General features: G+C 65.6%; 22 protein-coding genes. 6 read left to right on the top strand and 16 right to left on the bottom strand.

Annotation, left to right across the window (positions count from 1 at the left end):
* Window positions 1-83 precede the first annotated feature (83 nt).
* On the top strand, window positions 84-512 hold the full coding sequence (locus tag I9018_RS10915; protein ID WP_241109418.1) for a hypothetical protein: 429 nt from the start codon (window positions 84-86) through the stop codon (window positions 510-512).
* Between the two features lie 92 nt (window positions 513-604).
* Here I9018_RS10915 and I9018_RS10910 read toward each other — a convergent pair whose 3' ends face one another.
* The 11 genes from I9018_RS10910 to I9018_RS10860 form a co-directional block, all read right to left on the bottom strand.
* On the bottom strand, window positions 605-2,620 hold the full coding sequence (locus I9018_RS10910; RefSeq protein WP_241109417.1) for a methyl-accepting chemotaxis protein: 2,016 nt from the start codon (window positions 2,618-2,620) through the stop codon (window positions 605-607).
* 155 nt (window positions 2,621-2,775) lie between these two features.
* The gene (locus I9018_RS10905) at window positions 2,776-2,940 is read right to left on the bottom strand and encodes a hypothetical protein (RefSeq protein ID WP_241109416.1); all 165 of its coding nucleotides are present in this window, start codon (window positions 2,938-2,940) and stop codon (window positions 2,776-2,778) included.
* Window positions 2,941-3,104: 164 nt separating this feature from the next.
* On the bottom strand, window positions 3,105-3,305 hold the full coding sequence (locus tag I9018_RS10900; protein WP_241109415.1) for a hypothetical protein: 201 nt from the start codon (window positions 3,303-3,305) through the stop codon (window positions 3,105-3,107).
* A 139-nt stretch (window positions 3,306-3,444) separates the two neighbouring features.
* Window positions 3,445-3,738 (bottom strand): DUF3144 domain-containing protein, encoded by a 294-nt coding sequence (locus tag I9018_RS10895; protein ID WP_068589176.1) that lies wholly within the window; start codon window positions 3,736-3,738, stop codon window positions 3,445-3,447.
* A gap of 201 nt (window positions 3,739-3,939) precedes the next feature.
* Window positions 3,940-4,575 (bottom strand): glutathione S-transferase, encoded by a 636-nt coding sequence (locus I9018_RS10890; RefSeq protein ID WP_241109414.1) that lies wholly within the window; start codon window positions 4,573-4,575, stop codon window positions 3,940-3,942.
* 36 nt (window positions 4,576-4,611) lie between these two features.
* Window positions 4,612-5,643 carry an RNA 3'-terminal phosphate cyclase gene (gene rtcA, locus I9018_RS10885; protein WP_241109413.1) on the bottom strand — a complete coding sequence of 344 codons (1,032 nt, stop codon included), beginning with the start codon at window positions 5,641-5,643 and terminating at the stop codon, window positions 4,612-4,614.
* 8 nt (window positions 5,644-5,651) lie between these two features.
* A complete protein-coding gene (locus I9018_RS10880) occupies window positions 5,652-6,443 on the bottom strand; it encodes a nucleotidyltransferase domain-containing protein (protein ID WP_241109412.1) in 792 nt (263 codons plus the stop codon).
* A gap of 14 nt (window positions 6,444-6,457) precedes the next feature.
* A complete protein-coding gene (locus I9018_RS10875) occupies window positions 6,458-7,102 on the bottom strand; it encodes a hypothetical protein (protein ID WP_241109411.1) in 645 nt (214 codons plus the stop codon).
* Window positions 7,103-7,118: 16 nt separating this feature from the next.
* Complete coding sequence (locus tag I9018_RS10870; RefSeq protein ID WP_068589185.1) at window positions 7,119-8,459, bottom strand: PBS lyase; 1,341 nt, start codon at window positions 8,457-8,459, stop codon at window positions 7,119-7,121.
* A 4-nt stretch (window positions 8,460-8,463) separates the two neighbouring features.
* The gene (locus I9018_RS10865; protein ID WP_068589187.1) at window positions 8,464-9,690 is read right to left on the bottom strand and encodes an RtcB family protein; all 1,227 of its coding nucleotides are present in this window, start codon (window positions 9,688-9,690) and stop codon (window positions 8,464-8,466) included.
* Window positions 9,691-10,436: 746 nt separating this feature from the next.
* Complete coding sequence (locus tag I9018_RS10860) at window positions 10,437-11,987, bottom strand: RNA-binding protein (RefSeq protein ID WP_241109410.1); 1,551 nt, start codon at window positions 11,985-11,987, stop codon at window positions 10,437-10,439.
* Between the two features lie 203 nt (window positions 11,988-12,190).
* Here I9018_RS10860 and rtcR point away from each other — a divergent pair, with 203 nt between their 5' ends.
* Window positions 12,191-13,789: an RNA repair transcriptional activator RtcR gene (rtcR, locus tag I9018_RS10855; protein WP_241109409.1), complete on the top strand. Its 1,599-nt coding sequence runs from the start codon at window positions 12,191-12,193 to the stop codon at window positions 13,787-13,789.
* Between the two features lie 148 nt (window positions 13,790-13,937).
* Here rtcR and I9018_RS10850 read toward each other — a convergent pair whose 3' ends face one another.
* Entirely contained in the window at window positions 13,938-14,366 is a 429-nt protein-coding gene (locus I9018_RS10850; protein ID WP_068588788.1) for a PaaI family thioesterase, read from the bottom strand.
* A 198-nt stretch (window positions 14,367-14,564) separates the two neighbouring features.
* Here I9018_RS10850 and I9018_RS10845 point away from each other — a divergent pair, with 198 nt between their 5' ends.
* Window positions 14,565-15,362, top strand: a complete 798-nt coding sequence (locus I9018_RS10845; RefSeq protein ID WP_241109408.1) for a DUF4349 domain-containing protein — start codon at window positions 14,565-14,567, stop codon at window positions 15,360-15,362.
* 6 nt (window positions 15,363-15,368) lie between these two features.
* Here I9018_RS10845 and I9018_RS10840 read toward each other — a convergent pair whose 3' ends face one another.
* Together I9018_RS10840 and I9018_RS10835 are read right to left on the bottom strand one after the other, a co-directional pair.
* Entirely contained in the window at window positions 15,369-15,917 is a 549-nt protein-coding gene (locus I9018_RS10840; protein ID WP_241110128.1) for an ATP phosphoribosyltransferase regulatory subunit, read from the bottom strand.
* A 337-nt stretch (window positions 15,918-16,254) separates the two neighbouring features.
* A complete protein-coding gene (locus tag I9018_RS10835; RefSeq protein ID WP_124346329.1) occupies window positions 16,255-17,223 on the bottom strand; it encodes an SDR family NAD(P)-dependent oxidoreductase in 969 nt (322 codons plus the stop codon).
* A 123-nt stretch (window positions 17,224-17,346) separates the two neighbouring features.
* Here I9018_RS10835 and I9018_RS10830 point away from each other — a divergent pair, with 123 nt between their 5' ends.
* Window positions 17,347-18,261 carry an AraC family transcriptional regulator gene (locus I9018_RS10830; protein ID WP_241109407.1) on the top strand — a complete coding sequence of 305 codons (915 nt, stop codon included), beginning with the start codon at window positions 17,347-17,349 and terminating at the stop codon, window positions 18,259-18,261.
* On the opposite strand, the gene I9018_RS10825 is transcribed toward I9018_RS10830, so the two are convergent.
* Window positions 18,258-19,346, bottom strand: a complete 1,089-nt coding sequence (locus I9018_RS10825; protein WP_241109406.1) for a DUF1615 domain-containing protein — start codon at window positions 19,344-19,346, stop codon at window positions 18,258-18,260. The two genes, I9018_RS10830 and I9018_RS10825, sit on opposite strands and share 4 nt — an antisense overlap.
* 238 nt (window positions 19,347-19,584) lie before the next feature.
* On the opposite strand from I9018_RS10825, the gene I9018_RS10820 reads away from it, so the two are divergent.
* Entirely contained in the window at window positions 19,585-20,199 is a 615-nt protein-coding gene (locus I9018_RS10820; protein ID WP_068588803.1) for a LysE family translocator, read from the top strand.
* Window positions 20,200-20,254: 55 nt separating this feature from the next.
* Complete coding sequence (locus I9018_RS10815; protein ID WP_241109405.1) at window positions 20,255-21,817, top strand: FAD-dependent oxidoreductase; 1,563 nt, start codon at window positions 20,255-20,257, stop codon at window positions 21,815-21,817.
* Between the two features lie 28 nt (window positions 21,818-21,845).
* Here I9018_RS10815 and hemB read toward each other — a convergent pair whose 3' ends face one another.
* The gene (gene hemB, locus I9018_RS10810) at window positions 21,846-22,820 is read right to left on the bottom strand and encodes a porphobilinogen synthase (RefSeq protein WP_068588817.1); all 975 of its coding nucleotides are present in this window, start codon (window positions 22,818-22,820) and stop codon (window positions 21,846-21,848) included.
* Between the last annotated feature and the right edge of the window lie 101 nt (window positions 22,821-22,921).

Here is a 22,921-nt window from a genome sequence, read left to right as displayed (position 1 = left end):
AACACCAGCAAGCACCCCCGGCACACTGGACAGGTACAGCCAGGAGCCGTAAAAAGTCCCTGCCCGCCCATCCCGAGGTCGTCATGTCACTCCTGCACCGCCTACCGCTCCGGCACCTGCCCGCCATCATCGCCGTCACCCTGGGGCTGGCCCTGGCCATTGCCCGGGCCCTGGTGCCACTGGACTACTTCTGGGACAACTTCGCGGCCTACTGGCTGCCCCAGGCGCTGGTCCTCGGCCTGCTGCTCCTGACCCGCCCGGCCTCGGCCATGATCGCCGGTGCCGCCCTGGCCCTGGCCATCCACCTGTTGCTGTTCTGCCTGTGGATCACCACAGCGCAGGATGCCCTGGGCTGGATCTACTACCTGCTCAACTTCCCTGGCGCGGTGCTCGGCGCCGCCGCGGCCCGCTACCTGGCCAAACGCCGCCCGCCGCGCAGCGCCCTGGGCAGCGGCCTGCTGGGGTTCTTCGGTGTGGCGTTGGGCTTGTTGCTGAACTTCAAGCTGCAATAGCTGGCGTACAGCTGATTCGGCGCCGGCGGGCCCGGCGGCGAAAAAGGCCGAAGCCGCCCGCCCGACCCTGGCTGGGTCGGGCGGGCGCGGCTTCAGATCTGACCGTGACTGAGATCGGCCAGGCGTCCTGACAAGGCCTGCATGGCCTCGCTGACCTTGTCCAGGGCCTGGGCGTCCCGGGCGTTGTCTTCGCTGATGCTGTGGATACGTACCGCCAGCTCGTTGATTTCCTGGGTCACGTGGCTCTGCTCCTGCGCCGCCACGGCAATCTGCTGCGCCCGCTGGGAGATGTCATCGAAGCTGTTGACCGTGCTCGACAGCGCGTCCGAAGCCCCGGCCGCCTCGCCCACCGCCTGGCGGGTGCGTGACTCGCCGGACTGGATGGCCTGCACCGCCTGGCGCGAGGCCTGCTGCAGGTCGTTGATCATGCCGCTGATCTCGTTGGCCGAGGTCTGGGTACGCCCGGCCAGGGTCCGCACCTCGTCGGCCACCACGGCAAAACCACGGCCCTGTTCGCCGGCCCGGGCCGCCTCGATGGCGGCATTGAGGGCCAGCAAGTTGGTTTGCTCGGAGATGGCCTTGATCACGTCCAGGACCGCGCCGACCTGCTGGCTGTCCTGCTCCAGGCGCTGGATCACCGAAGCTGCCTCGGCCATTTCCGTGGACAGTTGCTGGATCGACTCGCTATTGGCCGCCACCCGCTGCTGGCCATCCTGCACCACTACCAGCGACTGGCGCGCGGTATCGGCGCAGTTGTTGGTGTTCTGCGCCACTTCCTGGGCACTGGAGGACATCTCGGTGATGGCCGTGGCCAGTTGGGTGTTTTCCTGGCGCTGCTGCTCGGCGCGCCGGGCCAGGGTGCTGCTCAACTCGCCCAGGCGCGCGGCCTCGCTCTGCAACTGGCGGGCTTCGCTGGCGATCTTCTGCAGCATCTGCCGCAGTTGCCCGGCATAGCGGTTGACCGCGCCACGCAGGGCGCCGATCTCATCGGCCCGATCCACGTGCAGCTCGGCATTGTCGGTGGCCTGGCCACTGCCCAGGGCATCGATCTGGCGGGTGGTTTCCTCGAGCTGGGCAATCAGCTTGTTGCCCGCCAGCCAGGCGAAGAACAGCAACAGGGCCAGCAATGGCAGGAGGAACAACAGGATCTCGGTGGTCATGGCCCGGGCCAGGCCGGTGACCCGTTTCTCTGGAGTCACCAGGCCAATGGTCCAACCGGTGCCAGGCATGGTGAACAGGCTGACCCGCGCCGCTTCCTGCAAGCGTCCGTCGCGGTCCAGGTCGAGGCTGCGCACCTGGCCGGGGCGCGCCGCGCTGGCCAGGGTCTCGGCCACCGGGCGCAACCAGGCCTGCTGCTTGCTCAAGGCGTCGAAGCTGAGCATCTGCGCGCCACCGCTGGCCTGGGCGTCGGGGAAGTACAGGACGTTGCCGGCCTGGTCCAGGGCGAAGGCATAACCGCCGGTGACCGAACCCTGTTCCTTGAGGAAGCGCGCCAGGTCGTCCAGGCGCAGGTCGATGGTGGCCACCCCGGCAAAGGCGCCGCCCTGGCGATAGGGCACGCTGCAGGTGGTCATCGGCACCTGGGTCACCGGGTCCTGGTAGGCCTCGGACCACAGGCAGTGCCCGGCGGCGCTATTGCGCGCCCCCGTGTACCAGGCTTCATGGTGATAACCGGCGCTGCCAGCGGCGTTGTAGTCATCGGAATACACCAGCGAGCCCGCGTCGCTGCGGCCCCAGAAGAAGCTGCGGCGTTCCACGCCCGGGGCGAAGGCATTGGGTTCCGGCCAGATCCCGCCACCGGCGATGGCCTTGTCGTTCTCGTGGTCGATCACCTTGGGCGCGGTGGCCATGACCAGCTCCGGCTCCTTGGGCAGGCCCTCGACCATGTGCGCCATGCTCACGGTCACGCCTTCGATTCCCGCCAACTGCAAGGCCAGTTGACGGACGATGGCACTGCCGGTCTGTTCGATCAACGCCGAGCTCGCCTCCACTACCTTGGGTTGTCCCCGCAGGGTCATCACGGCAAAAACCGCCAACGCCGTGAACAGCAACAGCAGCACGCTGCCGAGGGTCAAACGATGAGACAGACGAACCGGAAGCAAAGCCATGACGAACTCCGTATCAGTTAGGCATCCCGACGTTATCGACCGCGACCAGGATTCCCTTGAGAAAAGAGTGACATCGCTCACATAAATCTCACTTGCGGCCAGGGCGTGCCCGATGCGTCAGCCTCGCCTGTCGCGCTCGCGCCGGCGGATCACCGTTACCGTCTCGCCGCCGATACGCCCGCTGGGGCCAGGGCCTGGAGCGCGGCACGGATCTGCGGCTCGGCCGGGGGCAAAGGCGGATCGACAATCCCCGGCGCCACCGCATTGATCTGGACCTGGGAGCCGGCCAGCTCCAGGGCCAGCAGGCGCTGGCCGAGCACCCATGCGTGCCGTTCGAATTGCCCAGCAGCGGATGCCGGGCGCCTTGGAGCTTTCAGGTCGAGCGGCGGCAGGGGGACATGCGCACCTCAGGCAGCCTGACCTGCCTGGAGGATTTGCTGGCCACGGTGATCGCGGTGAAGAACGGGGCCGGGCTGATGCAGGCCTATCGTTTCAGCCGCACCAGGAGTTGCAGAACGGCGAACGAGTGGAGGTCCTGGCGCAGTTCGGCGGCACTTCGCGGCCGTTCATCCTGCTCTACCCCCAAGTGCGGCACATGCCCCAGCGGGTGCGGGTGTTCGTGGACTTTCTGCTGCGCCACCACCAGGACCTGGCGCGGGCGGGTAAAGCCGAGCCGCAGGAGCATGACCTCTTGAAAGAGATACAACGATCGGCAAGACGCGCCGCAAGCGAAGTCCAGTCGAGCCCCTCGGCAAGCCTCGGGACTCCTGGCAGGAACAGGACCAACGGTTGGGTGCCCCGGCGCCAGGCGGCGCCGGCGGTCTTCACTCTGGCGAGCGGTGGGTGTACTGCGCGAAGTTCTCGGCGTAGTCCGTCAAGTGCTCGTCGAGCATGTGGCGGAACTGATCGACGAAGTAGTCCAGCGTCTGCTGCTTGGAAGCGGCCATTTCCTCGGCGTCACGGCAGCCGGTGGCGCGGATGAATGCGCAGAAACGGGCATTGGCGTACATCAGCGAGGCGCTGACCTTGCCACGGCCGCAGGTGGCGACCTGGGAATTGGCCAGGTCGATGATGGCGTCGGCGCGATCGTAGAATTCGTGATCCGGTTCGTTGGCCACAGGTGAGTCCTTTTGCTGGGTATGAAAACGAGGCGCCGGAGTATAAGAGCTTTGCCCGGCAAAACCGACGGATTTCAGCGCCGCGCCTGGAGTGGGCGAAAGGTGAGCCGCATCGAAAGCATCGGCATCTCCCGCCAGCGGACCTGGGGGAATCCGGGCGCGCAGACTGCCAGCTTTGCCCCCAACACCTCAAGCCGGCTCTCAGCGGGATTCGGGCCAGTGCCGGGCCAGCACCGGGGCCACCCGGGGCTCGTGCTCGATGCGCTCGAGCAACGCCACGAAGTCCGGCTGGCTGTGGCGCAGCGCGTCCCTGGCGCCGCCCCAGCGCGACACCACCGCCGCCTGGATATCCAGGGCCCCGGGCGCGTCGCCGCTAAGGAAAGGCCGTGGAGCGAACTGGCGGGCGAACAGCTCCCAGGCGTGGTGCAGGCGTTGCCCGGTCGCCTGGCGCACCCGCGCCTCCAACGCCGGATCGGCATCGCTCACCCAACGCCCCGGGTAGTCGAGAATGCCGATCGCCGAATAGCAGTTGGCGGCGATGTACACCAAGCCACGAATGACCTGGGCCCGCGCCGAGGCCTGGGTCGGCAGCAACCCGGAATCGGCGAACTGCAACCCGAGGTGGATCAGGATCGCCGCGCTTTCCGTGAGGATGCTGCCGTCGGGCAGCTGCAAGGTGGGAATCTGCACCAACGGATTGAGCCGCTCCAGGGCATCCCGCCCCGGGCTGGCTTGCCAGGGCGCGGCCTCGATGCAGCGGTACGGCGCCTGGCAATACTCCAGGGCAATCTCCACCATGGCCGAACCCGTGCCCTGGCTTCCATACAAGTGATACATCTTCGCGACCTCCAGGTTGACCGGGGCACTCTACGCCTATCGGTCCTGGGAACCACACTCCACGTGCAGCACCTGCTCGCCCAGGGAGCGCGTCTGGAAGCGCACCGGGAGGAAGGCTTCGATCACCTGGATGTTGCTCGCCAGATGATTGGTCAGGCGCGGCGTGGTGAAGCTGCCACCACCGGCCAGGGCCATGGGCAGCAACAACTGGTCGGCCAGGCATTCGGCCACCGCCGCGCCGGAGGCCAGCCATTCCCGGGCCTGGTCGATGGCAGCATCGGCGACGCTTTCGGCCCGCAGGCCGTTCTGGGCGAAACCGCAGAACAGCTCGGTCAGGTGCTCGTAGGCAAACTCCAGCAACAGCACATTGCCCGGGCCGTATTGCTCATCCAACTGCACGTCTTGCAGCTGGTCCCGGGACAGCCCCAGGCGATTGCCCACCCGCCGCAGCTCACGCTCGGCCACATGTTCCGGCAAGCCGGCGCTCAGGGCCCAGGCCCTACGCCCGAGCAAGGCGCCACGCTCTTGCAGATGCACAGGCTGCAGGGTCGAAGGCCGGACCAACAGTTCCAGCTCGCCACCGCCAGCCGGTACGAAACCATGGCGCAGCAACTGCAACTCGACCTGCGCGCCCATGCGTCGCAGCTGCGGCAGCCAGGATTGCTGGAGGAAGTCCGCCGGTGGTGCCAGGGGATTATGGGTGCCGCCGGTAACCGTCACCCGGCTGGGTTCCGGGGCCCGGAGCAAGGCCGGCAGCAAGGTCTGCAACACCAGGGTGCAGCTGCCGGCGGTGCCGATGGCGAAGCGGTAGTCACCGCCACGGATCGGCCCCGGTTCGAAGTCCAGCACCTGGGAGCCCAGCTCAGCCCCCCGGACCCTGGCCCCACACACCTGGGCAGCGGCCTGGACCGCCGTCAGGTGCTGGCGCATCAGGCCCGGACGGCTGCGCCGGGCGCGTATATTGCTGATCCGCAGGGCCTTGCCGGTGAGCATCGACAGGCTCAGGGCACTGCGCAGTACCTGGCCGCCGCCAATGGCGCCGTCCAGCTCGATCACATCCTGTTTCATCATGTTCCTTAAGCGTAGTGCCGGACGGTGTCTCTCAAGTAGGCGTCCAGCAGGGCATTGTCTTCATGGGTGCGCGCAAGCTTCGGCACCGGGCGCGCAAGCTCGGCGGCGATGAAGTCGTGCAACGCCGGGCGCCGTGGACCGTAGGCGGACTCATCGGCACGACGCTTCAAGTCCAGCAGCTCATCCACCTCGTCCAGCAAGCGCCGATCATCGACGGTCTCCAGCAGTTGGGCGAAGGTCATGGGCGGTCGGCCCCGGCCCTGGTCGATCCAGCGCACCGCCAGCAACGGTCGCAGCACATAGAAGTATTTCTTGAACCGCACGCTGTCGCCCTGGAGGTAACCGCGAAAGTTCTTCCGGGCCATCGACAGGTAGTGGTTACGTGCCGCCGACGGGCTGTAGAAGGCCTCGGCCAACTCGCGCAAACGCGCGGTCGCAGCCGCCTCGCGGCGATACACCAGGGGCGAGTCGAGCCATTCGAGCAAGGTCGGGTTGGACTTGCGCAGCAACCCCAGGGTCTTGCGCAGCTCCCAGCCGCTGACATCCAGCTCATCGTCCAGCGGGCGCTCGATCACGTCCCGCGCGGCGTCCACCTGGATGAACCACTCGGGTTTCTCCACGTAGATGAAACGCACGTCGTAGTCGCTGTCGGTGGAGGAGAAGCCCCAGGCCCGGCTACCGGACTCGCAGGCATACAGCACCTGCACATTGCGCTCGCGCTCGATCCGCGCCAGCTCCTCCAGGACCCGTTCGCGCATGGCGTCGTCCAGGGGGTGAAGTTCCTTGTCTACTTGCATGTCCTGCTTCCTGTTCAATCGGTGGCACTGGCCATCAGTACCCCCAAGGTCCGGCGCTCGGGGTTCCAGATGCTCAGGCACCAGACGCCCCACCACTCCAGGCCCTCATCGAAATAATCGCTCCAGGCCTCGCTGGCCGCCGTACCCTCGACCTGCCAATCCAGCTGCAAATCGCTCACCCAGTCGATCACCACCGGCTGCGCCCCGGGTTCAAGCCCCAGCAGGGCCAGCCAGCGCTGGAAGATCGCCTCCGGCGGCTCGCCGCCCTCGGGGAAATGCGTTCGGTAAGGCGGGTCGATAAAGGCCTGGTACAAGGCCTGCGGACCTGGTAGCACACTGGCTGTACCCAGGCGCTGGATCTCTTGCGCATCCAGCTCCCGAGCCACGGCCCGCTGCACTTCCCAGCGCATCGGCGGCGCCTCGCCGAGATCGGCATAGCGCGGATGCTCCTGGATCAGCCGGCGCCGCGCCTCGCGGTGCTGCTCTTCTATCTGCAGGTACAAGGCGTCAAGGGCCTGGCGATGCAGATCAAGATCGATGCTGGCCTGCGGCGCGACGTCCAGCACCGCGAAATCGAACACGCAGTCCGCCTCCTTCAATTGCCGGCGCAGGGCCTGGATCGACTCGTTGTCCTGCAGGTTCAGCAGTGCTGGCAGCATGTTTGCTCTCCTTGGTTCATGGCAGCCACTTGAGTGAGCCCGCCGGCAATTCTCCGGCCTTTTCCATCATGCGTACCCGCTGGGTCAGCGCCTCGCGCAGCGGCTTGGGGGTCACTGGATCGAACAGTGCATAACGCCCACTGCACCAACCGGCCAATTGCACCTGCCAGTAGCTCGCCTGTTGTGGAGCCTGGTCCAGGCACCAAAGCAGGTACTCCAGCTGCCGCCAGCCCGGTTTGAGACTCAGCAGCATCCGCTGGCGCCATGCAGGCAGCGCTGGCCAGTGAACATCCAGGTACTGCTCCAGGGCTTCGTCGAATACCGCCCAGGGTTGTTCGCGCAGCAGGCTGACCGCCATCTCGAAGACCTTGTCCGAGACATCGCCCAGGGCCTTGAGCTGCCAGGCCATGCCGCGCTCGCCCAGGCTATGCAGGGCCAGCAGGCGAGTGTTCAAGGCCGGCGAGTCCAGGGCCAGTTGCACCATGGCATCGGCCCGGGGCTCTTGCAGTTCCCTGGCCAGGCCCAGCAGGCCTTGCCACTGCGACCGGTTTGCCGGCGCCGGTTGCAGCACCCGGGCCAGCAGCACTTCCCGTGGCTCCAGGCCATAGCGTGGCGCCGCCCAATGCCCCAGGCCACGCAGGGCTGCCGAGGGGTCGAGCAAGGCCTGGCGCAATTGCTCGCGCGGGTCGTCCAACAGCGGCAGCAACAAGCGCAGGGCCTTGACCCGCACGCTAGCGCCCGAGGTCCGCATGACCTGCTCCAGCAACGGCCGGGCCTGCTCTTTAGCCAGTTCGGCGCAGGCGTCCACCGCCATCTGCCGCACGCTGACCTCGCCATGGCCCAGGGCCTGGGCCAGCAGGGCCGGGCGATCCGCGCCACTGTCCAGCAACAGCTCGAAGACGAACCGTGCGGCCCGGCCCCGGCACGCGGCAAAGGCCTGCTCGACCTTGCCTCGTACTTGCGGCAACTGCAGCACCGCTCGTGCCCGTTCCAGGGTCGCCCCGTGGCTGACCCGCTGCTTGGCGGTCAAGGCCAGCAGCGGACCCAAGACCTGCAACCACAAGGCGCCATGTTCAGGTACCAGGTACAGCTCCACGGCCGTAGCCGCCTCCTGGCGAACCTGGGGCACCCAATCGTTGAGGCGCTCCAGCAGCACCACCAGGGCGGCGGCCGACGGCTGGCGGGCCAGGCGTCGTACTGCCGACTGGCGGACGAAGCCATTGCCAAAACCGCTCAGGACCAGCCAGGCATCGTGTTCGTCCCGGGTTTGCCAGACTTCGCGCATCCGGCCAATTTCGTAGTCGCTCAGCTGGTAGTGCCAATCGGGCGGGCACTCCAGCATATCCATGACATCCATCGCTCTACCCCTTAACGCATACCACCTGACGCAAGGTATGCAGTACTTCCACCAGTTCGCTCTGGGCGTCCATCACTTGGTCGATGTCCTTGTAGGCCATCGGAATCTCGTCGATCACGTTCTCATCCTTACGGCACTCCACATGGGCGGTGGCGCGGATCTGGTCGGCCAGGGTGAAGGTGTTCTTGGCCTTGGTCCGGCTCATGGTTCGACCGGCACCGTGGCTGCAGGAGCAGAACGCCTCCTCGTTACCCAACCCGCGGACGATGAAGCTCTTGGCTCCCATCGACCCGGGGATGATCCCCAACTCGCCCTTCTTCGCCGACACCGCACCCTTGCGGGTCACCAGCACCTCTTCACCGAAGTGGCGCTCCTTCTGTACGTAGTTGTGGTGGCAGTTCACCGCCTCCAGCGCGACTTCGAAGGGCTTGCTGATCACCTTGCGGGTGGCCTGGATCACCAGTTGCATCATCAACTCGCGGTTCTGCCGGGCGAAATCCTGGGCCCAGGCCACGGCCTCGACGTAATCATCGAAGTGCTGGCTACCTTCCTCGAAGTAGGCCAGGTCGCGGTCCGGCAGGTTGGCGATGTGCTGGCGCATATCCGCCTGGGCCAGGTTGATGAACAGGTTGCCGATGGCATTACCTACGCCGCGCGAACCGCTATGGAGCATGAACCAGACGCGGTTGGCCTCGTCCAGGCACACCTCGATGAAGTGGTTCCCGCCTCCCAGGGTTCCCAGGTGCTGGCGGTTGTTGCTGTTGGCCAGCGCCGGGTACTTATCGGTGATCGCCTTGAACCGTGGATGCAGGGCTGCCCAGGCCTGGTCGGCCTGTTGCGGGATCTCACCCCAGGCCCCCTTGTCTCGTCCGCTACGTGGCGAGGTACGACCGTGGGGCACCGCCTGCTCGATGGCGCTACGCAACCCGGCCAGGTTATCCGGCAGGTCGGAGGCGGTCAGCGAGGTCCGGGCGGCGATCATCCCGCAGCCGATATCCACCCCGACCGCCGCCGGAATGATCGCGCCCACGGTGGGGATCACGCTACCGATGGTCGATCCCTTACCCAGGTGGACGTCGGGCATCACGGCCAGGTGCTTGAAGATGAAGGGCATCTTGGCGGTGTTCATCAGCTGCTGGCGGGCTTCGTTTTCCACGGGCACGCCCTGGGTCCACATCTTGATTGGCTTACCGTTGGCGACTTCCAGCAATTGGTAGGTCTTGCGTTCCATATCTTTTTACTCGTTCTTCCTGGGGCCCGAATCCGGGCCTTGTTGTATCGGCAGCGCAAGAGCGGATTGCAGTCTTGCGCCCATGATCGATCGGGTGGCCGGTCATCCGGCAGGTCTTGGCGACAAAAAAAGGTGAAACATGCAGCCTGCTCTACCCCTGAGCTACCACCTTGCGGTGGGCGGGAATCGAACCCGCGACCAGGCTGTCCTGTAGTTCCACCGGCATTCGCCGGGTCAATCGGTGCAGGCCGGGCCTGCGGGCAGCGACAAGGGAACGGGCACATTTGCTCTACCCACTGAGCTACAGCCTTGCGGCTGGCGGGGCTCGAACCCGCGACACCCTGTAGTACCCGTGGCATTCGCTGCCATCCCGCCAAGGCGGGGAAAACCTGCGACGACAAGGAATCGATGAAACGATGCACTCGCGTTCTGCTGGTTGAACCACGGCGCCCTTTTCGAGCACCGGCGGGGCTTGCACCCGCATCTCGAGCCTTGGATGTAGTTCCATCGGCATTCGTCGCAAAAAAACCGCAAAACAGGTGGCGCGACAACAGTAGTGGCTGATAGCCGGATTCGAACCGGCAAGACCAGGATGTACAGCCACCGGCATTCGCGCCGTCACCGGCCCTGACAAAATCTGCTGAGACGTCTTTGGATGTAGTCACAGCGGCATTCAGGGCCAATGATCAAGAAACTTCAGTGTGCGCCGGCTGCCCGGCGCATGCTCTAACTCAACCACCTGGCGCTCAGGGCGCCAGGGCCTCGATGGCTTTCACCCAGTGCTGGCCACCGTAGTTGCCGGCGATGAACTGCTCGATCACGTCGAACACCGCATCGCTGAAGCCACCGACGTTGAGGATGTCCTCACGGTCCGGGGCCTGGGTGGTGGTCCCGGGTTGCATATCGATGCACACCAGCCGGGCGTTGGGGTTGATCGCCTTGATCCGCTCCCACTGGCGCATGGTTTCAGTGGCCCCATGGCGCCGGGCGTCGATCCACGACTCGTTGTCCGAGACCAGGATCAGCGTGTCCAGCTTGAACCGCGCATTGGCCAGCTGCGCCAAGGGGGCCGAGCAGTTGGTCCCGCCGCCACCGATGGCCGCCAGCTTCTGGGCATTGGTCATCACGCTGTCCCGGGGGTTGAGGCGGATATCCACCACTTCCCGTTCGAACGGCATGACCCGTGCCGTCGGCCGCTTGCGCAGGACCGCCGCCGCCACCAGTGCCGCCACATCGATGCAGCGCACCGCCGTGGTGGCGCCCTGGCGATAACCCGTGACCGGACTGTGCATCGACCCCGAGACGTCCGGGCATACCACGACCGAACCGCTGAGCGCCGGCACATTGGCCAGGGACAGCTCCAGGGCATCCTGCAGCGCCTCGCGCACCCGCTGCGGCACCTCCTCTCCCGCCATGCGGTAGGCCGCCAGCAGCTGGTACGGGTAGACCCGGGCCTTGGCCACCTCTGCGGCATCCGCCAGGCGCGCCGCCACATACTCCGTGCAACCGCGCACCTGGAACGCACCGTGGCGAGCCAGGGTGTTGAGGTTCATGCGCAGCCCCTGCCAGCCCATGTTGCGAGCCTGGGCGGCCCATTGCTCAGCGCTCAGGCTCTCGTTGCCCAGCAACTGGAACGGTACATCCGGCACCTGGGTGCTGGCCCCGCTGCGAAACGCCAGCAGCTCACGGGTCAGCCCGGGCAGCGCCTGGACATCCACCGGCTTGCCGATCAGCCAGGCGAAGAAGGCTTCACGCCAGGCCTCGCGGGGCTTGGGGTGGACCATCTTGACCACATCCGCCAGCGACGGCTGGTTGCCGATCGATGCCTGCAGCAGCTGGCGCTCGCTGGCGTTGTTCAGCCAGTCCTGCACCAGGCGCTTGGGTTGCGAGCCCAGGGACTTGCGGCCGGTCACGCCGCTACGCAGGATCTGCACGTAGTTGCGTAGCATCTTGCCGTTGTCCACCACCTGGGCGAACAGCTCGGGCACCTGGACCGAACGTTGCGCGGTCAGCGCCGCCAGCAGCAGCGCCGGCATGTCCTTCATATGGCCTTGCTGGCGAGCGTAGCGAGCGGCCTGGGCCACGAAGCGGCTGTCGACTTCACTCACCAGTTGCAACACGGCTTCCAGCTGATCCTCGGGTGAGGTGTAGAAGGTCGAGTTCAGGCAACCGGTGACTGCCAGCTGGGCCAGGCGATGCTTGGCGTTGTAGGCGTAGGCCGGGGCCCGGGAGGCATTGCGGGTGTCGCTCGCCGGGGCTTTTGCCTGTTGGGTGTTGAACAGCTGCTGGTTGGCCATCTTGGCGTCTCGCTGGTTGTCTTGTTCGTTGCCAGAGATATTGCAGCCGCCGTGCCAGCTTTGAATTTTTTATCGAATTTATTTTTAACTTATTGATTTTAAACGTATTTATTTTTCATCTTTATTTCTTCAGTGATTTTTCGCGACAAACGTTGCTCTGATTTTATATCTTTATCTATCGCAGTTTATCCAAGGATATAAACATGTCGGACAAGTCCACGGTCGCCATCGGTTTCGTCGGAGCCACCCTCGATCGTGTCGGCAAGGGCGCCAACCGTTGGAGCCACTGGCGCCCGAGCGTGGGCTTGTGCCAGCAGCAGGATGTGCTGATCCACCGCCTGGAACTGATCCATGGCGTCGACGCCCGGGACATCAGCCTCGCCGGGCGCATTGCCGACGACATCCGCCAGGTCTCCCCCGAGACCGAGGTGCGCTTGCACCCCATGGAGCTGAAGAACCCCTGGGACTTCGAGGAGGTGTATGGCGCCCTGCACGACTTCACCAGCGCCTACGCGTTCGACACCGAGCGCGAGGACTACCTGGTGCACATCACCACCGGGACCCACGTGGCGCAGATTTGCTGGTTCCTGTTGACCGAGGCCCGCTTCCTGCCGGCGCGACTGATCCAGACCTCCCCAGCCCGGCGCCGCGATCCGGACGAGCACGCTACCGGCACCCATGCACTGATCGACCTCGACCTGTCGCGCTATGACCGCATCGCCTCGCGCTTCGCCCACAAGCGCCTGGAGGGCCTGGCCTTTCTCAAGTCGGGGATCGCCACCCGCAACCTGGCCTTCAACCGCTCCATAGAACAGATCGAGCGAGTGGCGGTACGCTCCAAGGCGCCGATGCTGCTGATTGGCCCCACCGGGGCGGGCAAGTCGTTCCTGGCCCGGCGCATCTATGAACTCAAGCGTGGCCGGCACCAGGTCCTGGGGCGCTTTGTCGAGGTCAACTGCGCCACCCTGCGCGGCGACGGCGCCATGTCGGCACTGTTCGGCCATACCAAGGGCGCCTTCACCGGCGCCCAGAATGCCCGCGACGGCCTGCTGCGAGCGGCCCACGGCGGCATGTTGTTCCTCGACGAGATCGGCGAACTGGGCCTGGACGAACAGGCGATGCTGCTCAAGGCCATCGAGGAAAAACGCTTCTTCCCCATGGGTTCGGACCAGGAGGTGGAGAGCGACTTCCTGATCATCGCCGGTACCCACCGGGACTTGCGCGGCCGGGTGGCCCAGGGCCTGTTCCGCGAAGACCTGTACGCCCGGATCAACCTCTGGACCTTCAACCTGCCGGGGCTGGCGGGGCGCCGCGAAGACATCGAGCCCAACATCGATTTCGAGCTGGAACGCCATGCCCGGGAGCAAGGCCAACTGGTGCGCTTCAACCTTGAGGCCCGGCGGCGCTACCTGGCCTTCGCCAGCTCCAGCGAAGCGGCCTGGCTGGGCAACTTCCGCGAGCTGTCGGCGTCCATCACTCGCATGGCCACCCTGGCCGACAGCGGCCGGATCGACGAGGCCCTGGCTCTGGAAGAGATCCAGCGCCTGCGCCATGCCTGGGGCCTGGAACAGAGCGAGGACGAGCTACAGCCGCTGTTGGGCACAGACATGGAACTGGACCTGTTCGACCGCCTGCAACTCAAGGCGGTGATCGCCGAATGCCGGCGCGCCGACAGCCTGTCGGATGCCGGGCGGCGCCTGTTCGGGGTCTCGCGCCTGGGCAAGGCCAATTCCAACGACGCCGATCGGTTGCGCAAATACCTGGCGCGCTTCGGCCTGGACTGGAAACAGATCACCAGCTGAGCATCGCGTAGCTGCTCATGAATGCCCGCTGAAGGCCTTGGGGGCCTCGCGGGCTCGGCAGCGGCTACAAAGAGGATGCGCCAGACACCAAAGGTGCCCGCTTCGTGTAGCTGCTGCCGCAGGCTGCGCACGGGCGCGATGCGTCAGATCAGGCCAGCGTCGGCGACGGCTGCGGCACGGCGAACACGCCGCTGGCTCGGGCCACTTCGCGCTCGCCAACGCTCAGCACCACGGTGGCGAAGGCGATCTGCCGCCCGCGCCGGGAATGCTCCAGGCGCACCTCCAGCCAATCCCCCACCTGCACCGCGCCCAGGTAATCGAGGTTCATGCTGGCCGTGATCAGTGGCAATGGCGGCTCGCTGGAGAACGCCATGGCATACCCCATGCCGACGTCCGCCAGGGTGGCGATGATGCCGCCGTGCACGATGCCGCGACCGTTGGCGTGGCGGGCATCGGCACGCAGGCCGACACGCAGCCCACTGCCATTGCCACAGCCGTAGACCGGACCGATCAGCTCCAGCAACGGACTGCTGCGAGGCAAGGGACTGAAACCCTGGGGAACATCCGCTTCACTCATGACAAGCTCCTTGAGCACCAGCGCAGCACCATCGCTGCGTACTGCCACAGATGTAGCGCCAATCCGCGGTGCGGCCTATCAGTATCAATCCGGGAAATTGCCGCAAATAAGTCACAACGCCATCGTGGCCGCCCCAGGAAGGACGGTAAGATGCGCGCCTGCGTTCCCAACGCAGTTTCAAGTACCCAAGGAGCTCCCATGCAACATCAGGACGACCACCCTAACCGCCCTCGCCGCCTGGCCTTTGCCCTGCTGGGCGCGCTGGCACTCAGCGCCTGCTCTCCCAGCGACCAGGACAGAAGCGCCGTGGCCCTTGGCGGCGCCCAGGGCCAGGCCGGCGCCCAGTTGGCCTACGAACATGAGCTGACCCTGTCGTTGCCCTCGGAGCAGATCGGCCCGCGCCTGGCACAAACCCGTGAAGCCTGCGAACAGGCGAAGTTCGGTGCGTGCAATATCCTGCGCCTGGAACAAGGCAAGTACCGCGCCCAAGTGGTACTGCGGGTAGTACCGAGCGGCGTCGAGCCCATGGTCCAGCAGGCCGCCGAAGGCGCCGAGCTGGGCGAGCGCATCACCAGCGCCGAAGACCTGGCCGACGCCGTGGCCGACGTGCAGCGCCAGCAACAACGGCTCAAGGCCCAGCAACAGCGACTGGACGAACTGGCCGCGCGCAAGGACATCAGCGTCGGCGACCTGATCGCCCTGAGCAAGGAGCAAGCCGGCATCGAGAATGACCTGCAAGCCCTGGCCCAGATCGCCGCCGGCCAGCAACGGCGGTTGGACACCAACCGCCTGACCCTGAACTTCCAGCCCAGCGACAGCGGCCAGCGCAGCTCCAACCTCAAGCGCGCCTTCAGCAACCTGCTGGACAACCTGGCCGACGGTACCGCCGAGGCCCTGGAGAAAGGCAGCTACGTGCTGCCCTTCGTGATCCTCGCCTTCCCCCTGGTGCTGCTGTGGGTCTGGCTGTGGCGCAAGTTCGTCCGTCGCCGCCAGTAACCTCGCCTAGGCCTGGGCCTGGAGCGCCAGTTGCAAGCGCTCCAGGCCGATGCCGAACCCGGCACCCTGGCGATAGGCCCCCGCCCCCACCACTTGCTGCTGCGCCCCGAGGCGCCGGCAACGCACCTCGAAACCCTCGCCATCCAGATAATAGGTCAGGCCACGCTTGACCCCCAGGTTGAGCTCATAGTCCAGCGCCAAGGCATCCAGGAAGCCGGTGCACAACTGCTGCGCCTGCACCAGTGCCTGGCGTGGGTCGGGCCCGAGGATCTCCAAACCCAGCTGGGTGAATTCACGGTAGCGCCCGGCCTGGGGCTTCTCGTAGCGATAGCAGCGGGCAACGTAGAAGAACATTGCCTGGGTCCGTCCCGCCAGCAGCTGGCCAGCGGTTTCCTGGAACAGCGCGGTGGCTTCCGGAATCAGGCAGCAAGGGCGACCGGCCTTGTCGGCGAAAGCCCACATCTGGCCGATGACTTCACTGCCTCCGGCTTTTTCAATAAAGGTGTCCTGGCCCCACAAGGCCGGGACTATGACTTCTTCAGCACCCGCTTCGATGAAGCCAGCTCCGGAACCGGCCCTCCAGGATGCGCAGGTTGGCGGCTTGTTCGCCGGTGATCATTCGCGTGCCACGGAGCATGGTCATGGGTCGTTCCTCAGGTTTTTTACAGACAATAAAAAAGGCGCCTTGCAGGGCGCCTTGGTGGTGAATCGAGGGTCAGTGGCGAGGGATGCGCATCACTGACGGCTCGACGCGCATACGCGACCACGGCCCCTGGAATGAGGTCGATGGTGATGGGTGCGCTTGCCGAGCCGGAAAAAATTCATGGCGCATCCTGGCATACCGTAAAAGCAACTGACAAGCGCCTCGTTGTTCGTGCCAGCAGCCCCACACTCAAGGCCGACCGCCCACCAATGCGTCGACTCCGGTCAACTGGCCAGACAACGTCCAAAGGCGTTCGGCCTGCCCGGGGTCGATGGCATATGAGCGGACACCGACAAAGGACGGCGGCTCGCGCTCATCCAGCGAGGCGATGTCGCAGTCCTCGCAATACAACCCGCCCATGCCCTCCAGCTGCGGCGAAGTGGCCGCCCAGACCTGGGTCGCAGCGCCTTGCTGCGGCGTCTTGAACGAGGGATCGGCCGGCTGGCCCGAAGCGTCGAGCCAACCAGCCGCGATCATCTCGCCCTGCACCAGATGGCGTTGCAGCGGGGTGAAGATCTTTCCGGGATGAACGGCAAAGGCCCGGACGCCGGCATGCCGCCCCAACCGATCCAGGTGCACGGCGAACAACGCGTTGGCGGTCTTCGACTGCCCATAGGCGGCCCATTTGTCATAACCCCGAGTGAATTGCACATCGTCCCAGCGCATGGCCGATTGCTGGTGTCCTGCCGACGACAGCACCACGACCCTGGCGCCACCTTCGAGTGCTGGCCAAAGCTCATTGACCAGGACGTAGTGCCCCAGGTGATTGGTCGCCAATTGCCTTTCCCAGCCCGGGCCCACGCGTCCCTCGGGGCAAGCCATGACGCCTGCGTTGGCAATCAGGATGTCGAGATGCCGGCCACTGCCCAGCACGCGCTGCGCGAGGTCCTTCACCGAAAGGAGATCGGACAGATCCAGCTGCTGGACCTCAACACCAGCAATGCCATAGGTGCTTGCCTGGGCGGTCGCGACATCGCGTGCCGTCACGATCACCTGGGCGCCGGCCTGGGCCAGGGCCCGCGTGGCTTCCAGGCCAAGCCCTGAATGGCCGCCGGTGACCAGGGCCAGGGTGCCGGAAAGGTCTCGCCCTGCCAGCACTTCTGCCGCCGTACTGGCTGCACCAAAACCGGAATGGATCGGGATTTGCCTGCTCGTCATGAACGCTCCGTGAAACAGGATGGGAAGTCGCGGGAAGATCCCCGCGCCTGGCATTTTCCCGGCTGGACTTGCAGCCGGGAATGCAACAAAGTCCGGTTTTCTATCGCGAGCGTCCGAATGTCCATGGACCCGTTATCCGAAGTTCTGGCCCTGCTCAATACGCGCAGCTCGGTGTTCGCCGGCTTGAAGGCGGGCGGCGACTGGGCCATCGACTTCCCTGCGCCCGACGGCATCAAGTTCAACGCGCTCATCGAAGGCTCCTGCTGGTTGACCGTGGAAGGCGCCGGGGCATCCGTACGCCTGGTGGCCGGGGACTGCTTCCTGCTGTCGCGCAAACGGGCCTTTTCGCTCTGTAGCGATCCAGAACTACCAGCCATCCGGGCGGACGAGGTCTATCGCCACGCCAGCAATGGCGTCGCCCATTGCGGTAGCGCCGATGAGCTGTTCCTGATCGGTGGCCGCTTCGCCTTCGGCGAGGAGGCCAACCTGCTGTTCGCCGGGTTGCCTGCGTTGGCGGTCATCGGCAATGGCTCGGAGCCGGCGTCGGTACTGAACTGGGCCTTGCAACACATGGCCCACGAACTGGCCGGGTCTTCCCCAGGCCATTCGATCGTGGTCCAGCACCTGGGGCACATCATGCTGGTGCAGGTGCTGCGCATGTACCTGGCCCAGGCAACCGACGCACCACCAAGCTGGTTGCTGGCGATCTGTGATCCACGCATCGGGGCGGTCATCGAGGCCATCCATGCCGACCCGGCCCGGTCCTGGACCGTCGAGGACCTGGCCCGGATCGCCAGGGTCTCGCGCTCGACCCTGGCCCTGCATTTCAAGCAAAAGGCCGGGATAGCCCCACTGGAGTACCTGTTGCGCTGGCGCATGCAACTGGCCACGCAATCCTTGAAAAGCGGGCGGGCGAGCATTTCCTCGATCGCCCAGAAGCTGGGCTACGACTCCGACAGCGCCTTCAGCCACGCCTTCAAGCGGATCATGCACTGCTCGCCTCGCCAGTACCGCGAGCGACAGGCACACGCCATTTAGTGACGCGCCATGCAGCGCTGATAGCGCTCTTCCACCCGCTTGGCGAACCAGGCGGTGGTCAGCTGGCGCGTGATCTTCGGGCTCTTGAGCTCGATGCCCGGGAGTATCTGCCGCGGTACACCCTTGTCCTTGGCCTGGTCGGCCAGGGCGAATACCTTGCGGTACAACGCGGTCTGCTCGAATTGCGCGCTGTCGCCCTGCTCCAGCTGGTCGCGAATCACCGGGTTGCGCAGCCCCAACTGCTTGCCCAGGGTGCGTACTGCCAGCTCGGTGCTGCCGGGCAGGATCGAGTCGTAGCGGATCAGGTCGCCATCGAGCGCCAGGCGAATCCCGGTGAGCTGGCTGACCGCAGCCTGGAACGCGGCATTACGGCTGGCGTACCAGCCAGCGTTGAAGTCGGCGAAGCGATACAGCGGCTGCGGGTAGCTCACCGGATAACCCAGCAGGTGGGCGATGCCGAAGTACAGGCCTCCGCGACGGCTGAAGACCTCGTGGCGGATCGAATCTCGTGGTGAATAGGGATAGCCCTGGGCGTGCTTCTCGGCAAAGGCGATGCTGACCTGCATCGGCCCGCCGGTATGCACCGGGTTGAAACCACCGAACAGGGTCTGGCCCATGGGCACCTGGCCGATGAAGTCATCGAAGATCGCGCTCAGTTCCTTTTCGGTACGGGCCTTGGCCAGGCGCTGGCTGTAGGACTGGCCGTCGCTGGAACGTACCTGCAATGCAGCACTGACCAGCAGCCCCGGAACATGTGCCTTGGCCGCACGGCGATCGACCTCATCCCGGGCAATGCGCCCCAGGCCCGGCACCGCTGGATCGACCTGGAAACCGGACTCCTGCCCGGCCACCGCCAGCACTGCGCACAAGTTGCCGGGACTGGGGTCCAGCCCTTGGACATTGAAGGCCACCTGGATGTCCCGGGCCCAGCCCTGGCGGTCGCTCACCTGGGCGGGCAACAGTCGCAGGATGCGTGCCTGGACCTGTTCGGCAGGTATCTCGGGCGAGCGGGAACCGGGCTGGCTGGCACAACCGGCCAACAACAGCAGGCCAAGGAAACTGCCGACAAGGCGATGTGAAATCATGGTTCTCCAAGGGAAGTCGGGACCCGGTCCCTGCAAGTAAAGCAACGAACGCGAGCTTCGACCGAAGACCTGCAGCGCCGTTCCCCTGCCCCGCTCGATAGATGCCAGCGTGATCGGCTACAGATCCGTTCAAATCGCCGGCAACAAGAACAGGGCCGACTAGAATCCCTCTACTGCACACCCCCCGCCTGGGTGTATGTTCGACGACTCCCCCGCCTTGCCATGGAGTGCTGCCCGGATGTTGAACCTGGATTTCTTGATCACCAGCCTGATCGTCGTGCTGATCCCCGGCAGCGGCGTCATCCTGACCATTTCCACGGCCCTGGTAGCCGGCAAGCGCGCCAGCCTGTTCACCGCCATCGGCTGCACCGCCGGGATCGTCCCGCACCTGCTGGCCTCGATCCTCGGCCTGTCGGCGATCCTGCACACCAGCGCCCTGGCGTTCCAGGGCCTGAAGTTCGCCGGGGTCGCCTACCTGCTGTACCTGGCCTACGCCACCTGGCGCGATCGCTCGGCCTTCGCCGTCGACAGCCACGCGGTCAGCCAGGGCGCCGGCGCGCTGATGCTCAAGGCCTGCCTGCTGAACATCCTCAACCCCAAGCTGACGATCTTCTTCCTCGCCTTCCTGCCGCAGTTCATCAGCCACGACGGCAGCGATCCGGTCCCGCAGATGCTGCTCCTGAGCGGAGTGTTCATGGCCATGACCTTCTTCGTGTTCGTGCTCTACGGCCTGCTGGCCAACCTGTTCCGCACCGCGGTGATCGAGTCGCCCAAGGTCCAGGACTGGCTGCGCCGCAGCTTCGCCGCCAGCTTTGCCGGGCTGGGCCTGAACCTGGCGTTCGCCCAGCGCTGAGCCAGCGGCAGTACCGCCGGATCCATGACATTGATTCCTTGCCCAGGACAAAGACATGAACTGCAGCGACGTACTGATCATCGGCGCCGGCCCCACCGGCCTCGTCCTGGCGCTCTGGCTGCGCCAGCAAGGGGTCAAGGTGCGGATCATCGACAAGACCTCCGGCCCGGGCACCACGTCCCGGGCCCTGGCGGTGCAGGCCCGGACCCTTGAGCTGTATCGCCAGCTGGGCCTGACCCAGGCCATTGTCGAGCGGGGTTGCCACGTGCCGGCGGTGAACCTGTGGGTCAAGGGCGAACGGGTCGCACAACTGCCGTTCGAGACCATCGGTGGCGACCTGACGCCCTACCCCTTCCTGCAGATCTTTCCCCAGGACGAACACGAACAACTGCTGGTCGAGCGCCTGGCCCAGATGGGCGTCAGTGTCGAGCGTGAGACCGAGCTGCTGGCCTTCACCGATCACGGTCACCTGATCAATGCCCGCTTGCGCGGTCCCGATGGTCGGGAAGAGCACTGCCAGGCGTTCTACCTGGCCGGCTGCGACGGTGCCCGCTCCACGGTCCGCAAGACCCTGGGCGCCAGTTTTCCCGGCGGGACCTACCAGCAGGTGTTCTATGTGGCGGATGTCGAGGCCGCTGGCCCGAGCCTCGATGGCCAGTTGCATGTGGACCTGGACGCTGCCGACTTCCTGGCGGTGTTCCCCCTGGCCCACAGCGGTCACGCACGGCTGATCGGTACCGTGCGTGACGAACGAGCCGAACACCTGGAGCACCTGCGCTTCGAGGATGTCAGCCAGCGCGCCATGCACCAGCTCAAGGTGCAAGTCGAGCAGGTCAACTGGTTCTCCACCTATCGGGTACACCACCGAGTGGCCGGGCAATTTCGCTGGGGTCGGGTCTTTCTCCTGGGCGACGCCGCCCACCTCCACAGCCCGGCTGGCGGCCAGGGCATGAACACCGGGATCGGCGATGCCATCAACCTGGCCTGGAAGCTGGCCACGGTGCTCGCAGGCCAGGGCGATGAGCGCCTGCTGGACAGCTATGGCATCGAGCGCATGGAGTTCGCCCGGCGCCTGGTCGCCACCACCGACCGGGTGTTCAACTTCGCCACGGCCGACGGCCCGATCGCCTATCTGGTCCGCACCCGTGTCGCACCGCTGCTGCTGCCGAAGATCGCCGCCTTCGACCGGGCCCGCGAATTCCTGTTTCGCACGGTGTCGCAGATCACCCTGAACTACCGCGGCATGCCCTTGAGCGCAGGCAGCGTCGGCCCGGTACACGGCGGCGATCGCCTGCCCTGGGTCAGCGACGGCGGGCAGGACAACTTCGACAGCCTGGAATACCTGGGTTGGCAGGTGCATGTGTATGGCGTGGCCAGCGACGCTTTGCATGCCTGGTGCAACGCCCGAGAGATCCCCTTGCGGGTCTTCGATTGGCAGGCGGCCCATGCCGAGGCGGGACTGGCGCGCAACGCCCTGTACCTGCTGCGCCCCGACACCTACGTGGCGCTGGCGGATCGCTCGGCGGAGCCACAGGTGCTGGAGCGGTATTTTCGCGAACAGCAAATCCATCCCGTAGCCGGCATCGCGCCGGACCCGGGCACGCCCTGGAGCGCCTGAAGAAGACCGACAGGCGCCAGAGGCCGGCTCAGATTCCGGCCAGGGCCAGGTCCATGGCGAAGTAGGTGAAGATCAGGTCGGCACCGGCACGCTTGATCGAGCCCAGGCTCTCGCGTACCACGCGCTGCTCGTCGATCGCCCCGGCCTGGGCACCGAACTTGATCATCGCGTACTCGCCACTGACCTGGTACGCCGCCACCGGCAGGCGCGAGGCTTCGCGGATGTCGCGGATGATGTCCAGGTAGGCGCCCGCTGGCTTGACCATCAGCGAGTCGGCGCCTTCCTGTTCGTCCAACAGCGATTCGCGCACCGCTTCGCGGCGGTTCATCGGGTTCATCTGGTAGCTCTTGCGGTCGCCCTTGAGCGCACTGCCGCCAGCTTCGCGGAACGGGCCGTAGAGCGCCGAGGCGAACTTGGTGGAATAGGCCATGATCGGCGTCTGGGTGAACCCGGCGGCGTCCAGGGCCCGGCGAATGGCCTGGACCTGACCGTCCATGGCCGCCGACGGGGCGATCACGTCGGCACCGGCACGGGCGGCGGCCACGGCCTGCTTGCCGAGGTTGATCAGGGTCTGGTCGTTATCCACCTCATGGCCGTGCATCACGCCGCAATGGCCATGCTCGGTGTACTCGCAGAAGCAGGTGTCGGACATCACCACCATCTCCGGCACCGCGTCCTTGGCGATGCGCGACATGCGCGAGACCAGGCCGTTTTCCTGCCAGGTATCGCTACCGTCGCCATCCAGGTGATGGGACACGCCGAAGGTCATCACCGACTTGATCCCGGCACGGGCATAACGCTCGATTTCGCCAGCAAGCTTGGACTCGGGGATGCGCATCACGCCGGGCATGCTCTTGATCGGCACGAAATCGTCGATTTCTTCTTCGACGAAAATCGGCAGCACCAGGTCGTTGAGGGTGAATTCGGTTTCCTGGAACAGACTGCGCAGTTGTTCGGAACGACGCAGGCGACGAGGACGGGCTTCAGGGAACTGGCTGGACATGATTTTTCCTAAGGCTGAGCGCGGGACAACACGAGCTATATCGAAAAAAGGCTGAAAGCTTATGCCTGCAACCGCCAGGGTACAAACCCGGGACGCTCAAG

Origin of the sequence: Pseudomonas sp. MPFS (genome assembly GCF_022537035.1) — a bacterium.
GTDB lineage: Bacteria > Pseudomonadota > Gammaproteobacteria > Pseudomonadales > Pseudomonadaceae > Aquipseudomonas > Aquipseudomonas sessilinigenes.
The sequence above is the reverse complement of the archived record's forward strand: the minus strand, read 5'-3'. Positions and strand labels throughout refer to the sequence as shown.

Excerpts from the sequence above, each read along its gene's own strand:
- I9018_RS10825 (WP_241109406.1), bottom strand. The coding sequence starts at position 19,346 with ATGATTTCACATCGCCTTGTCGGCAGTTTCCTTGGCCTGCTGTTGTTG.
- I9018_RS10860 (WP_241109410.1), bottom strand. The coding sequence starts at position 11,987 with ATGGCCAACCAGCAGCTGTTCAACACCCAACAGGCAAAAGCCCCGGCG.
- I9018_RS10845 (WP_241109408.1), top strand. The coding sequence starts at position 14,565 with ATGCAACATCAGGACGACCACCCTAACCGCCCTCGCCGCCTGGCCTTT.
- I9018_RS10815 (WP_241109405.1), top strand. The coding sequence starts at position 20,255 with ATGAACTGCAGCGACGTACTGATCATCGGCGCCGGCCCCACCGGCCTC.
- I9018_RS10865 (WP_068589187.1), bottom strand. The coding sequence starts at position 9,690 with ATGGAACGCAAGACCTACCAATTGCTGGAAGTCGCCAACGGTAAGCCA.
- I9018_RS10835 (WP_124346329.1), bottom strand. The coding sequence starts at position 17,223 with ATGACGAGCAGGCAAATCCCGATCCATTCCGGTTTTGGTGCAGCCAGT.
- hemB (WP_068588817.1), bottom strand. The coding sequence starts at position 22,820 with ATGTCCAGCCAGTTCCCTGAAGCCCGTCCTCGTCGCCTGCGTCGTTCC.
- I9018_RS10900 (WP_241109415.1), bottom strand. The coding sequence starts at position 3,305 with ATGCTCCTGCGGCTCGGCTTTACCCGCCCGCGCCAGGTCCTGGTGGTG.
- I9018_RS10910 (WP_241109417.1), bottom strand. The coding sequence starts at position 2,620 with ATGGCTTTGCTTCCGGTTCGTCTGTCTCATCGTTTGACCCTCGGCAGC.
- I9018_RS10875 (WP_241109411.1), bottom strand. The coding sequence starts at position 7,102 with ATGCTGCCAGCACTGCTGAACCTGCAGGACAACGAGTCGATCCAGGCC.
- I9018_RS10820 (WP_068588803.1), top strand. The coding sequence starts at position 19,585 with ATGTTGAACCTGGATTTCTTGATCACCAGCCTGATCGTCGTGCTGATC.
- rtcR (WP_241109409.1), top strand. The coding sequence starts at position 12,191 with ATGTCGGACAAGTCCACGGTCGCCATCGGTTTCGTCGGAGCCACCCTC.
- I9018_RS10890 (WP_241109414.1), bottom strand. The coding sequence starts at position 4,575 with ATGTATCACTTGTATGGAAGCCAGGGCACGGGTTCGGCCATGGTGGAG.
- rtcA (WP_241109413.1), bottom strand. The coding sequence starts at position 5,643 with ATGAAACAGGATGTGATCGAGCTGGACGGCGCCATTGGCGGCGGCCAG.
- I9018_RS10830 (WP_241109407.1), top strand. The coding sequence starts at position 17,347 with ATGGACCCGTTATCCGAAGTTCTGGCCCTGCTCAATACGCGCAGCTCG.
- I9018_RS10880 (WP_241109412.1), bottom strand. The coding sequence starts at position 6,443 with ATGCAAGTAGACAAGGAACTTCACCCCCTGGACGACGCCATGCGCGAA.
- I9018_RS10870 (WP_068589185.1), bottom strand. The coding sequence starts at position 8,459 with ATGGATGTCATGGATATGCTGGAGTGCCCGCCCGATTGGCACTACCAG.
- I9018_RS10850 (WP_068588788.1), bottom strand. The coding sequence starts at position 14,366 with ATGAGTGAAGCGGATGTTCCCCAGGGTTTCAGTCCCTTGCCTCGCAGC.
- I9018_RS10915 (WP_241109418.1), top strand. The coding sequence starts at position 84 with ATGTCACTCCTGCACCGCCTACCGCTCCGGCACCTGCCCGCCATCATC.